The following is a 13193-nucleotide window of genomic DNA, read 5'->3' on the forward strand; positions in this document are numbered from 1 at the left end:
CCACGGTACGAAATCCGCCTGGACCGCGCATCGGCTGCGCGACGGAGATCGCGCACGCCGGCAGCCAGGCCGCTCCCGCGCGTCTTCCCGGCCCGCGGCCCCCTGCCCCAACCCNGCCACCGTTTCCGGAGGTTATCCCAGAGTTATGGGCACGTTGCTCACGTGTTACTCACCCGTTCGCCACTAATCCACCCAGCAAGCTGGGCTTCATCGTTCGACTTGCATGTGTTAAGCACGCCGCCAGCGTTCGTCCTGAGCCAGGATCAAACTCTCCGTAAATGAATAACAACCAAACAAACCCAAAGGCTCGCCGGTAAACATCACGCCACCACACCGAAGTGCAATGACAAGTTTGAAACTGACAAAAAACAAAACAACACCAAACCCGAAAGTTCAGTACTGACTTGTATTGTCCAAATATGTTTCCAAAAGGAATCCTTACCCCCTCCAAAGGAAGAGGCACGGGATCAAATTGGCATTTGACATAGTGCACGCTGTTGAGTTCTCAAGAATCGAGCGCTTCCCTCTTCAAGCCTCACGGCCATCTCTAAGGAGCAATCGCTTGCACTGCAAACCCCGGACAAGAAACACGGACCGTGAGCATGAAGCTCATCCTCCGCACAACCAACTGGAAGAACCAGAGGCCGACGATCTTGCTACCCGGTGAGGCAGGAGTTCCGAGTGTAGATCATGTTGCTCCAACTTGCAAGAACAAGTGGCAGATGCTGATCTTTCTTTCGGACTGTCCGGCCCGTGCGACCCGCTCTCGCGTTTCGCTCCGTTGGCCTGACGAGTGATTACATTACGCAGTGACCCCGCGGCGCACAACTCAGGGCGCATCCCGGGCGTGTCGAGTCAATCGGCACGCCGCCAGAAGCATCACCGGCACTGGCGTCAGCCTGCGTAGACCCGCCGCGCTCCGCCGTCGAACTTCTCGAGTGCGCCGGTCTCGCCGGCCCGGACCGCGCGACCGCCGAGCCACAGCGCGTAGACGAGGTAGAGCGCGAGAGCTGCCGCACCGATCCCGATCTTCACCGGCCACGGCCAGTCCTGCCTCGTCACGAACCCCTCGACCAGGCCGGAGATGAACAGGAAGATCGTCGTGCCGATCGCGACCACGATGAGCGCACGGCCATCGTCGGCCAGCGACTGCATGCGCGTCTTCGCGCCGGGGGCGACCCATGCCCAGAAGATGCGAAGCCCAGCTCCCGCCGCGACGAACACCATCGTGAGTTCGAGCAGTCCGTGAGGCGCGATCCAGAGGAAGAACACGTCAAGGTGCCCGTGCGCGCCGAGCACCGCCGCGCTCTGTCCGAGACCGAGCGCATTCTGCACGAGAACGACAGGCACCCACAGGCCGGTGATGCCGAATGCAATGCACTGCGCGGCGATCCACGCATTGTTCGTGAAGACCCTCGCAGCGAAGCTGGATTCCGAGAACTGCGAGTAATAGCCGACGAAGTCCTCTTCCGCGTACTGCTCCAGCGCGGCCTCGGAACCGAGGAATCCGAGGATCTCCGGGTTGGCCGTGATCCACCAGTAGCTGAGCACCGCCACGAGCAACGTGAACACCGCTGCACCGAGCGTCCACCACCGGACGCGGTAGAGCGCAGCGGGCAGGGCAAGAGTGAAGAACGTTCCGAGGACCAGCAGGATGTTGCGCCCTGCCCCAGTGAACCTGCCCCGCGCCCGCGACAGCTGCACGGACAGGAACTCTCCCTCGCGGGTCTCGCCGTAGCTTGTTCGCAGCGCCGAGAGCTCCGTCGACGAATCCTGGTACCGCGTGATGAGCTCGTCGATCTCGGCGCCGGTCAGATTCCGGTGCCGAGCCAGCGCCCCCAGGCGCCGCCAATCCGCCGAACGGGCGGTTGTGAGAGCTTCAAGATCCATCTGTTTCAATACTGCCATGGCCACTCAGACGAGACCACGGGAACGCCTGAGCGTCAGCGACGAGCAGCTTGTCGCCGGCGAAGGCGTGCATCTGGACGTCCGGCCAGCGGGGTTCGCGCTTCGCGCGGCATCTGCCGCCCTTGATGCGCTGGTCTACCTGCTCGGATACGTCGGCCTCCTCATCCTGACCATGACGGTCCTCTCGAGCGACGACTTCCCGTTCGCCATCGATGAGGCACTCATGAGCGCCATCGCCCTCTCGCTTCTTGTCGTCTGCCTCGTCATCGCTCCGTGTGTCGTCGAGACGCTCTCGCACGGTCGATCGGTCGGAAAGCTCGCCACCGGGCTGCGCATCGTGCGCGACGACGGGGGCGCGTCAGGCTTCCGACAGGCACTTATCCGCTCCCTGCTCGGATTCATCGAGCTGTACGGCACCTTCGGCGGCATCGCCATCATCACTGGCCTCGTCAACGGCAGGGCCAAGAGACTCGGCGACATCCTGGCGGGCACGACCTGCCAGCGCGAACGTGCGCCGAAGCTCAGAAGCCACCTCGGGCCGATGCCCCCGCAGCTCCTCGCCTGGGCCGGGATCGCCGACGCCGGGAGGCTGCCGGACCGAACCGCTCGCCGGATCCTGGACTACCTCGACCAGGCTGCGCATCTCACCCCCGCGCACCGGGACCGAGCCGCTGGAGAGATCGCGCGCGAGACGCTCCCCCACGTGCACCCGATCCCAGACGTCGACGCCGACACCTACCTGCGAGGTCTCGCCGTGCTGCGCCGCGATCGGGAGCTCGCCGCGCTGTCCGCGATCGGCCGGCGGGAGACGGCGCTGGCCCCCACGCTGAACGGCATGCCCCACTCGTTCCCGGACCGAGGCTGAACCGCGAGTCCTGGCTCGGTTCCCGAGGCGGGCCGGGTCCGGATCCGGATCCGGACCCGGATCCGGATCCGACGGCATACTGCAGCGCGAACAGCCGCACCCCGCCAGGGTTCTCCCCTGGCGGGCTGCGGGCTCTCGCGTGCCGGCGACGCTCGGCGGGCGACGCTCAGTACCGGTAGTGGTCGACCTTGTACGGGCCGTCGACGGCGACGCCGATGTAGTCGGCCTGCTCGGGGGTCAGCTCGGTGAGCTTCACGCCGAGGGCGTCCAGGTGAAGACGCGCGACCTGCTCGTCCAGGTGCTTCGGCAGCACGTGGACACCGAGAGGGTAGGCGTCGAGGCGCTGCCAGAGCTCGAGCTGCGCAAGTACCTGGTTCGTGAAGGAACTGCTCATCACGAACGAGGGGTGACCGGTCGCGTTTCCGAGGTTCAGCAGACGCCCCTCGGAGAGCACCAGCAGCGAACGCGAGTTCGGGAGGCGCCACTCGTGCACCTGCGCCTTGATCTCGACGCGAGTCGCACCCGCGAGGCCCTCGAGCCCGGCCATGTCGATCTCGTTGTCGAAGTGCCCGACGTTGCCGACGATCGCCATGTGCTTCATGCCGAGCATGTGCTCGAGGGTCAGCACGCTCTTGTTGCCCGTGCAGGTGATCCAGATGTCCACCTGGTCGAGGACGTCCTCGACCTTGGCGACCTGGAAGCCGTCCATCGCGGCCTGCCAGGCGCAGATCGGGTCGACCTCGCTGACGATCACCCGCGCGCCCTGGCCGCGAAGGGCTTCGGCCGCACCCTTGCCGACGTCCCCATAGCCGACCACGAAGGCGGTCTTGCCGCCGATGAGCACATCGGTCGCGCGGTTCAGCCCATCGGGGAGCGAGTGGCGGATGCCGTACGTGTTGTCGAACTTCGACTTCGTCACCGAGTCGTTGACGTTGATGGCCGTGAACTGCAGCTCACCCCGTTCAGCGAGCTCGTACAGGCGGTGCACGCCAGTCGTCGTCTCTTCCGTGACGCCGCGCACCTCGTCCGCGATGCGGGTGAAGTGGCCATCGTTGACGGCGAGCGAGGCGCGGATGGTGTCGAGGACAACCCGCATCTCGACGCTGTCCGCGTCACTCGCGTCACGGACGGCTCCGGCCATCTCGGCCTCACGACCGAGGTGCACGAGCATCGTCGCATCGCCGCCGTCATCGAGGATGAGGTTGGGGCCGACGGCACCCTCGGCGCTCCAGTCGAAGATGCGCGAGGTGCACCACCAGTAGTCCTCGAGCGTCTCGCCCTTCCAGGCGAACACGGGGATGCCCTTCGGATCCTCGACCGTGCCGTTGGGACCGACGGCGACGGCAGCGGCGGCTTCGTCCTGCGTGGAGAAGATGTTGCAGCTGGCCCAGCGCACCTCGGCGCCGAGGTCGGTGAGGGTCTCGATGAGCACCGCGGTCTGCACCGTCATGTGCAGCGACCCGGCGATGCGTGCGCCAGCGAGCGGGTTCTGTCCCGCGTACTGCGCCCGCAGCGCCATGAGCCCAGGCATCTCGATCTCGGCCAGACGGATCTGGTGGCGCCCCGCCGGCGCGAGGGCCAGATCTGCGACGACGAACGGACGTTCGGTGGAGAGCTCGATACCTGACGTTGGTGCCATGACTGCTGCTTCCTTGCTACGGGTGTGGTGGATGCTGCGGGTCTGCTACTCGGCCCGGATGAGGCCGAGCACCTGGTCGCGCAGCGACTGCAGGCGCGCCTCGTCCTTGGCCTCGGCGTTCAAGCGCAGGAGCGGCTCTGTGTTGGACGCGCGCACGTTGAACCACCAGAACCCGGTCTCGTCGGAGCCGCGGACCGTGAGGCCGTCGAATTCCTCGAACTCCGCGATGCTCGCGAAGGTGTCGACGATACGCGCGAGCGCTGCCGGCACGTCGGCGACCGTCGAGTTGATCTCACCGGACGCGAAATAGGGGTTCTCGAGCCCGCCGATCTCCGAGAGCTGCTTGTCGGAGCCGCCCACGGCTGCGAGCACGTGCATCGCCGCGAGCATGCCGTTGTCGGCACTCCAGAAGTCGCGGAAGTAGTAGTGCGCGGAGTGCTCTCCGCCGAAGACCGCATTCGTGGCGGCCATCTGCGCCTTGATGAGCGAGTGACCGACCTTCGTCTGGACGGCCTTCGCGCCTTCCTGCCTGATGGCCTCCGGAACATGACGCGAGACGATGAGGTTGTGCAGGATGGTCGGCTCGGTCTCGCCGGCTTCACGGACGCGCGCGATCTCGCGGCGCGCGACGATGGCGGTCACGGCGCTCGGCGAGACGGGCTCACCCAGCTCATCGATGAGGAAGCAGCGGTCCGCATCGCCGTCGAAGGCGAGGCCGAGATCGGCGCCATGCTCGATGACGGCGGCCTGCAGGTCGACCAGGTTCTTGGGGTCGAGCGGGTTGGCCTCATGGTTCGGGAACGTGCCGTCGAGCTCGAAGTACATGGGGATGATCTCGAGTGGCAGGGCTCCGAGGCCAGCCGCCTCGCCGAGCACGGCAGGGACCGTGAGGCCACCCATCCCGTTGCCGGCGTCGACGACGATCTTGAGCTGGCGGATGCCCGAGAGGTCGACCAGTTCGCGCAGGTAGGCCGCGTAGTCGGCGAGCACGTCGATGCGCTGCTCCTCGCCCGGCTGCTCTACGGCGGCGATGCCCTCGTCGAGGAAGGCGGCCGCGCGATCGCGGATCGCGGAGAGGCCCGTGTCGAAGCTCAGCGCCTTGGCACCGGCGAGCGACAGCTTGATGCCGTTGTAGGCGGCGGGATTGTGGCTGGCCGTGAACATCGCAGCGGCCGCATCGTATCGGCCCGACGCGAAGTAGTCCTCGTCGGTCGAGCAGAGCCCGATGTGCGTGACGTTCGCGCCCCTCGCGGTCGCACCGCGAGCGAAGGCCGCCGCGAAGCCCGGAGAGGAGTCGCGCATGTCGTGGCCGACGACGACCGTCTGCCCGGAGAGCGCGAATTCGTCGACGAAGCCAGCGCCGAGCGCTGTCACAAGCGACTCGGTGAGCTCGCTGCCGACGAGCCCCCGAACGTCGTAGCTCTTCACGACACCAGAGAGAGAACCCCGCTCGTCAGTCGATGCGGGTGCGATTGCCACAGAAGTCATGAACCCAAAACTACCGGACGCATCATGCTCCAGCCCTGCGGTGGCGTCGAGCGCTCAGCGTGGCGCGCACACAGGTCGTAGCTGTGGGGTTCGGCAGCGATCGCAAGCGGGCCGATGACGGCGAGCTTGTCCTCGTAGTCGAACGTCAGGGTGTACTCCGCCTTGCGGGTGCACGCGACTCGTGAGCATGGTCGATTGGACATCGGCGCAAGTCTACGCCGGGCGTAAACTCGCAGGCATGCCACGTCGCCGCCGGGAGAAGAAGTCCGAGAACGCCAGGAGGCAGGCCCGCCCTGAGCGGGGCCTCGCCCGCGGCAGGCACGGCAGGGGCATCCGCTCGAGTGTCGCCGGACCGTACCTGCCGATGCTCACCGGTCGGGTGGTCAGGTTCGAGAACCACGTGGCCGACGCGATGAACTACCTGCGCGCAGCCAACCCTGAGCGACTCGCGAATGTGCAGGTCGATATCGCGAACGTGCCGAAGACACTGCAGCATGCGGATGGCATGGACCGTTGGCACGTCGAGTCGCCGAACCGCATCATCCTGTACCGGGTCGCGATAGATCGCCTGGCGCGATTGCACTGCGAGGACCCGGTGCACTACCGGATGCTCGTGGAGCGGTGCGTGCTGCAGGCCGTCGCCGAGTTGCTCGGCTCCGACCCGTGGGACATCGCGCCGGAGCGCTTCGGCGACGAGTGAGCTCCCCCGCCGCCTGCGCGTCTCAGCGGTAGACGGTGATGACCTCGGCGAGCGGGTTGCCCGCATAGCTCGGGATCGCGGCGAGCTGGCCGTCGCCCGCGTAGGCGAGCTGGACCGAGACCCGGTCGAGCCCCTCGAGCCGGTACTCGCGCGACGCCTCGACGTCGATGGAGGTCGTGCCGTGCGCCGGAATCGTGACGGCCGTCTCCGTGCCGTCCTCCGCGACCAGCGTGGCGGTCTTCTCGACGCCGTCGGCGTCGGCGAGCTGCAGCTTGGGAGACGGGCCGTTCGGCACGGCGACGACCTGGCTGTCGCTCAGGACTGGGACAGGCAGGTACCAGGCCAGGTCCGATGCTGTGGCGGTCGCCGTGGTCTGCGCGGCGGCGACGACGGGGTTGCTCGCCTCGATCTCGAGCGTGTACTGGCCGATCGGATAGCCCGTGAGCGGGATCTCCGTGGTCCGTCCGCCCTCGATGGTGAGCGAGATCGGCTCCAGGGCGACGCCGGCCGCGTCACGCACGTCGACGGTGAGCTCCGTCTGCTCGTCTCCTGGCGCGAGGACCCGCAGCGTCGCGCCGCGCTCGAGCACCAGCGTGCCCTCGGCTTCCGACGCGGTGCTCGTTGAGGGGACGCCGACGATCGAGAGCGAGGTGCTCGGCGCATCCTGCGCCCCGATGATCTCGATGCCACTCGGCGTCGCGCCTGAGGTGCGGGTCTGGTGCAGCGTCGAGATGATGCTTCCGGAGACGGCTTCCACGTGCACGACCAGATCGCCCCGATCGGGCGCGACCCCCTCGAGGCTCACGACCTCCCGGCTGCTCGCGGGCACGACGATCTCGCGGATCGTCGGGGCCTGCACGACGCCGTCTGCCGTTGAGACCGTGACGCGAACGTCGGCGGCCTGGTCTGCGGAGTTCACCATGACGAGCTGCGTGCTGCTGCCCTCGGCTGTGCTGCCACCCACCAGCCACTGCTCCGCGGACGGCATCCGGCAGGCTGTCGCGGCGAAGCCCCCGGCCGAGGGCTGCGCAAGTTCAAGCGTCTGAGCCGCAGCGAACGCCGTCGGCGACCCGTCCTCGGTCAGTCCCGGCACCGTGAAGCGCACGGGCGCGAGCGCCTGCTGCTCGTCGGCCGCGGGAGTGGAGGCGACGACCGGCTCGACCTCGAGCCCGTCCTCGTCGCCCGCGAGCCGGATGCTCGTGGTGCCCAGCGTCGCGGGGAGCGTCGGGTCGTCGGTGGCGAGCCCGAGCAGCGTGAGGGGACCGGGGCACACCCGATCCTGTGCGCTCGCGACAGGACTCACGAGGACCGAGTTCGCGGAGGCGACGACGACGCCCTCGGGCGCCAGCTGCACGGCGGCGACGACGCCACCGACCGCGACGAGAGCGGCGCCGACGCTCAGGACACGCCACACCGGCCGCCGTCCGTGCCGCTTTCCGGGCGCCTTGCGCGCCGCGTCGTCCGCGGCACGCGCCTCGGCGATCACCTTCGACTCATCGAGCGTCATGGTCGCCTCCCCGTGCACCTGTGCCGAGCACGTCATCGTCGTCTTCGAAGTCGTCGACCGTCAGCGCGGTGACGTCGCGCCGCAGCATCCGCTCGTCGCTGCCGTCCGTCCCGCCGTCGAGGTCATACCACGGGCGCCCGCTGGTCTTCTCCCGGCGCCGAACGTCGGCGGCGCGCGCGCTCAGTCCACCGGTCGGGAGGGCCGCGAGGAGCGTCAGGGCGAGGAGCACACCCTGCACGATGAGCATCGACCGGCCGAGCGTGGTTCCGGTGTTCGCGGTATCGAGAGGACCGGAGACACTCGGGTCGGTCGGCTCGAGGGTCGGACCGACGACCTGCCACAGGGTGCCGAACTCCGTTGCGCCGGCCGGGCGCAGACCGAAGTTCGCGTCAAGGGAGGAGACGAGGCGCCCCTCCATGGTCGCGGCGTCGCTCCCGCCCTCCGGGACAAGCAGGTAGCTGATGCCGAGCGCGTGCAGCTCCTCCGTCGGGCGGTATGAGGAATCCGAGGCGAAGTTCACGGCCAGCTCGGCCAGACGCTGGTCACCTGCGGAGAAACCAACGCTCGTGGTGCGCAGCGTCGACTGCGAGTCCAGGCTGTCGCCGGTGCCACGCTCGAGCCGCACCTCGACGGCGCCGCTCGCGAGCGGCGCGATCACGAGGGTGCCGACCTCGTCAGAGGCACGACCCTGCGCATCGACGATGGCAGGCAGCGATCGGCCGTCGCCGGCACCGACCAGCGCATCGCCGCGCAGCAGTGCCGTCGCGGGAAGAGCAGCCAGGAGCACGATGCCGACCAGCGCGAGACCGGCGAAGACGTGCGAGAGGCGGGGTCGGAGCGCGCCGAGCGTCGCCGCGGCCGAGATCAGGGCACCGAGCCACATGAGCGACTGCGCGCTGCCGGGCCACAGCGAGATGCTCTCGACTCCGACGTGCGAGAAGCCGAATCGGCTCGCCGCCGCCGCGGTCACGAAGCCGAGGAGCAGCAGCTGCAGGCCGAAGAGCGACGCACGCCAGTTTCGGCTGCCAGGGGCGAGCAGCGCCAGGAGGAAGAGCGGAGCCACCAGGGCCGCAGCGACGATGGGGACAGCAGGGGAACCCTCGAGCAGCCCGCCAGCCCAGCTGGGGTCAGCGAGCAAGGACCCGGGGAAGCCGAGGAGCATCTGCCACGCATCAGGAGCGGTGCTCGCGAGCGGGACGCCGGGGTCCGCGAACAGCGCGAGCGGGCGCCCCCGGTTCCACTGCGCGACGGCGAGTGGCGCGAACAGCACCAGAGTCGGGACCGCGGTCAGCAGGCGCTGGACGAAGCCCCGCCCGCCGATGACGAGCCACACGAGCCACACGATAGCGATAGGGAGAGCCAGGATCGGGGCGGATGCGATCGCGATCGCCGCGAGCAGCCCCGTCGCAGCAGCGCGCGACCAGTTCCTCGACGCGCTCAGCGCAGAGAAGATGAGCCAGGGGAGCACGAGGTGCGCGATGACGGCGGCGATGCGCCCTTCCGCGAGCGCGACGACGAGCGGTGGCGCGAGCATCCACGCGAAGGCGGCGAACGCCCGCAGCCCGGCCCGGTTGGTGAGGCGCGCCACGAGGAGCCATGTCCCCATCGCCGCGAGCGGGAGTGCGAACAGCCACAGCAGCACGATGCTGAGGCTCGGGTGCCAGAAGGTGAGGGTGCCGAGCACCGCGAGCACGTAGGTGAAGGGGTCGGCGACGCCGAAGGCGCCGTCCCCCACATCTCGGACCCCGTACCCCGTACGCCCCCAGAGCGTGCCGACGGAATCCGCCAGCGGCAGGAGGCCACCGCCTGAGAGCGTCGACTGGCCGATGAGAGACAGACCGAGGCCGAGTCCCAGGACGGTCGAGATGAGCAGGACCCAGAGTCCTCCGGAGCCGACGAGCGAGTACCTCTCGCGCTCCTCGTGCGTGAGGGCACGCAGTTCCTCGCGCTGCAGACCGAGCGTCTTCTGATTCTCCTCGGCGCTCACGAGCAGCGGCTCGATGACGGTCCATGGCTCGGTTCGCGTCTTCGCGAACTGGGCCCTCGAGCGGGCGGCTCCGGTCTTGCCGAACGTCACCCGCGACGCTGAGCGGAGCTCGGCGAGGATACGGCGCGGGCGCTTGCGCACGAGGTGCCAGATGCCCTTGAGCAGAGCGATCGGGATGAGCAGCAGCCGCAGGGCGCCGAATGCCGCCGCCGGGGTCTTCGTCAGGCTGCGGTGCACCCTGGCGGTGTCCCTTGCCGCTTCCACCGCTGAGGCGCTCATCCCGGGGTTCATCGCGGCTGTCCCTGCCGCTTCGGGATCGCAGGCGACTCGAGCGGAGGGGGTCAGCAGCACGCGGCCGCCGGCAAGCCACACCCGCGTGCAGAAGTCGAGCGCGTCATCGACGGCGGGAAGGCCGGGGTCGAAGCCCTCGAGCGCAAGCCAGGGCTCGCGACGAACCAGCATGCCACCGGCCGCGACGCCGAGGACGTCCGAGTCCTGATCGAACTGCCCCTGGTCCAGCTCGTCTTCGCGAAGGCGCAGACTCTCGCCGTTCTGCAGCATCGACTGGCCGAACTCGACGAGCGTCGCAGCGTCGTCGCTGCGGACGAGCTTTGGCCCGGTCACCTCGAGCGAGGGGTTCCGCTCGGCGGTGGCGAGGAGCTGCTCGAGGGCATCGTGCTCGGGGGCGTTGTCAGCGCTGAGCAGCCAGAGCCAGTCGCCCTCCGACTGCAGCTCCTGCTCCTCGAGGACGGCAACCGCCTCGGCGACGGCAGCACCGAACGTCGTCTCGGTCTCCAACGTAAGCAGGATGTCCGGTTCGGCAGCTCGCATGACCTCGAGCGTCGAGTCCGTCGACGCGAGATTCACCATAACGACGCGATCCGGGATGCGCGACGATCCCTCGAGCGCGGCGATGGTGCGCTCGAGCGAGCGCGACGCATCTCGCGCGACAAGGATTGCGGTGACTCCGGGACGCATTGAACGAATGGTATTCGGCTCCCCCGAGCGATGCCGCATTGCGAGCGGCAAGCCGCGAACACGCGCACCCCGGTATCGCCGAGGGACACACGAAGGGCCCCGTCCGACCGAAGTCGTCACGGGGCCCCATCAGCTTGGCGTGCTCGGTTGCGGAGACCGAGCGCTCAGCGATTATGCGAGCTTGCGCAGCTTGCGTCGCTCGCGCTCGCTCAGCCCACCCCAGATGCCGAAGCGCTCGTCGTTGGACAGCGCGTACTCGAGGCAGTCGCTCCGGACCTCGCAGGAGTCGCAGATCCGCTTCGCGTCACGCGTCGATCCGCCCTTCTCCGGGAAGAAGGCCTCTGGGTCGACCTGCGCGCACAGCGCGTCGGCCTGCCACGCGAGCGGGTTGTCGTCGCCGACATTCCTTCGAACTCCTGGGACGCCGAGGTTGACCGGGTCGACATACCAGTCCTCCGGAACCGAGGGGTTCCTCCCTGGAATTGCCATATCACGTTCTCCCCACGTTACTTGCGGGCACCTGCCCGCGCGTCGGAATCATTACATCGTTGTAATTCACCCCGCGTCAAGTCGAAAGCCCTCAACACTAAGCCCGGTCTTGAGACTTTTCGGAGAAGCCGCGCGCGATTCGCGACGGCGTGTCGCCGAGGATCCCCCGCGAGGTGGGGGCTCGCCGGTCGCGTGGGCTGACAGACCCTCGCGACGAAGATTCTCAGCTAGTCGGCGTGTCGCATCGGCACCGTGTCGCGCCGGTCGAGTCCCGGCCCAGCCGCGAAGAGGTCGACGGAGCCGACGACGCGCACCGGCAGCTCATCGGGCGTCACGAACACGGACTCGCCCGCACTGATGGTGGCCGTCGACTTCGCCCCCTCGAGACGGGCCTCGCCCTCGAGGCAGAGGAGCATCGTCGGACCGTCGAGGTGAATGGTCTTCACCGCTTCGTCCGGGCCAGGAACGACCCGCACAAGGCGGAAGTCGGGAATCTCGGGCCGGTACTCCTCGACACCCTCCTGGATGCGCGTCGCGGCGATATACGGCGGCGGAACCGGGGCGAAGTCGAGCCTCGCGAGCAGCTCGGGGATATCGACGTGCTTCGGTGTGAGGCCGCCACGCAGCACGTTGTCCGACGCGGCCATGATCTCGATTCCGAGGCCCCTGACATAGGCGTGCATGTTGCCCGCGGGAAGGAAGATCGCCTCTCCCCTCCTGATCGTGATGTGGTTGAGCAGCATTGCAAGCGCGATGCCGGGGTCACCCGGATACATGCGAGCCAGCGTCGCGATGATGCCCCGCTCCCGAGCGAAGCGCTCGGGCTGGTCCCCGGACTCGTCACCCGCGAGCGCGACTCCGGACACCGCAGCCACGAGATCACCGACGATGTCACCACCTTCGAGGAGCCAGGTCACGAGGGACCGCAGCTCCTCGCCCGTGGACAGCGACGCGGCCCGAGCCTCGAAGTCCGCGAGCGCGGCGCGTCCTGCCGTCGACTGCTCAGGGGCCGATTCCGCTCGGCGCGCGAAGTCGCCGACGACCGCGGCGACCTCGGCGAAGTCACGGAACCCGGCTAGCGCATCCATCGTCTCGCTGAGTGCGAGGAGCATCTCGGGCTTGTGCAGCGGATCCTTGTAGTTGCGCTCCGGCGCACTGAGGGGAATGCCGGCCTGGTTCTCTCGTTCGAACCCGAGACGCGCGTCAGTGAGCGTCGGATGCACCTGCAGCGAGAGCGGGGCCGCGGCGGAGAGCACCTTCAGGAGGTACGGCAGCCGTGGGCCGTCACCCTCGCGCAAGCCCATGGCGTAGCGGCCGAGCGCGGCCACTGGAGCCTGCTCGATCCAGGCATCGAGGGTGGCGGCGCCGCCCGCGAGCTCGGGGTCGACGATGCGACTCGGGGCACCGGGATGCGCGCCCAGCCACAGCTCGGCCTGGGGCACTCCCTCCCAATCGGCGTCGTCGAGGGTGCAGGCGCCGGTCGTGCCGAGCAGCTGCGAGATCGATCCTGGCGCACCCCAGGCGTAGTCACGGGGGGCATTCTTCAGTGGCAGAAACATCACGCGAAGGCTACCGAATCTCACCGCCTCTGTGGGAGCGGTGCGGCGAACTGCAGGGCAGATACAAGACCCC

The 13193-nt window shown here is 68.2% G+C and carries 10 protein-coding genes; 2 read left to right on the top strand and 8 right to left on the bottom strand.

The window, feature by feature from the left end:
- Nucleotides 1–894: 894 nt before the first annotated feature.
- The gene (locus tag GV007_RS11170) at nt 895–1890 is read right to left on the bottom strand and encodes a stage II sporulation protein M (protein WP_160072597.1); all 996 of its coding nucleotides are present in this window, start codon (nt 1888–1890) and stop codon (nt 895–897) included.
- Between the two features lie 16 nt (nt 1891–1906).
- Between GV007_RS11170 and GV007_RS11175 the strand changes: the two genes are divergently transcribed.
- Entirely contained in the window at nt 1907–2773 is an 867-nt protein-coding gene (locus GV007_RS11175) for an RDD family protein (protein WP_160072599.1), read from the top strand.
- Nucleotides 2774–2939: 166 nt separating this feature from the next.
- Here the strand turns inward: GV007_RS11175 and ahcY are convergent, their stop codons facing one another.
- Genes ahcY through GV007_RS11190 form a run of 3 tightly spaced genes read right to left on the bottom strand, consistent with a single transcriptional unit; the run spans nt 2940 to nt 6103 of the window.
- Nucleotides 2940–4412 carry an adenosylhomocysteinase gene (ahcY, locus tag GV007_RS11180; protein ID WP_160072601.1) on the bottom strand — a complete coding sequence of 491 codons (1473 nt, stop codon included), beginning with the start codon at nt 4410–4412 and terminating at the stop codon, nt 2940–2942.
- Between the two features lie 45 nt (nt 4413–4457).
- Nucleotides 4458–5900, bottom strand: a complete 1443-nt coding sequence (locus GV007_RS11185) for a phosphomannomutase/phosphoglucomutase (RefSeq protein ID WP_160072603.1) — start codon at nt 5898–5900, stop codon at nt 4458–4460.
- A complete protein-coding gene (locus GV007_RS11190) occupies nt 5897–6103 on the bottom strand; it encodes a DUF3499 family protein (protein ID WP_082774968.1) in 207 nt (68 codons plus the stop codon). The genes GV007_RS11185 and GV007_RS11190 overlap by 4 nt, the downstream gene beginning before the upstream one ends.
- A gap of 35 nt (nt 6104–6138) precedes the next feature.
- On the opposite strand from GV007_RS11190, the gene GV007_RS11195 reads away from it, so the two are divergent.
- Nucleotides 6139–6600, top strand: coding sequence for a hypothetical protein (locus GV007_RS11195; RefSeq protein WP_181057986.1), 462 nt, complete (start codon nt 6139–6141; stop codon nt 6598–6600).
- Nucleotides 6601–6622: 22 nt separating this feature from the next.
- On the opposite strand, the gene GV007_RS11200 is transcribed toward GV007_RS11195, so the two are convergent.
- The 4 genes from GV007_RS11200 to manA form a co-directional block, all read right to left on the bottom strand.
- Entirely contained in the window at nt 6623–8107 is a 1485-nt protein-coding gene (locus GV007_RS11200) for a DUF5719 family protein (RefSeq protein WP_160072605.1), read from the bottom strand.
- Nucleotides 8094–11072 carry a glycosyltransferase gene (locus tag GV007_RS11205; protein WP_160072607.1) on the bottom strand — a complete coding sequence of 993 codons (2979 nt, stop codon included), beginning with the start codon at nt 11070–11072 and terminating at the stop codon, nt 8094–8096. Before GV007_RS11205 ends, GV007_RS11200 begins: the two co-directional genes overlap by 14 nt.
- Before the next feature lie 171 nt (nt 11073–11243).
- On the bottom strand, nt 11244–11561 hold the full coding sequence (locus tag GV007_RS11210) for a WhiB family transcriptional regulator (protein ID WP_104242955.1): 318 nt from the start codon (nt 11559–11561) through the stop codon (nt 11244–11246).
- Nucleotides 11562–11788: 227 nt separating this feature from the next.
- Nucleotides 11789–13120, bottom strand: coding sequence for a mannose-6-phosphate isomerase, class I (gene manA / locus GV007_RS11215; protein ID WP_160072609.1), 1332 nt, complete (start codon nt 13118–13120; stop codon nt 11789–11791).
- Nucleotides 13121–13193 lie beyond the last annotated feature (73 nt).

Origin of the sequence: Pseudoclavibacter sp. 8L (assembly GCF_902506465.1) — a bacterium.
In the GTDB taxonomy this organism is placed as follows: Bacteria; Actinomycetota; Actinomycetes; order Actinomycetales; family Microbacteriaceae; genus Pseudoclavibacter.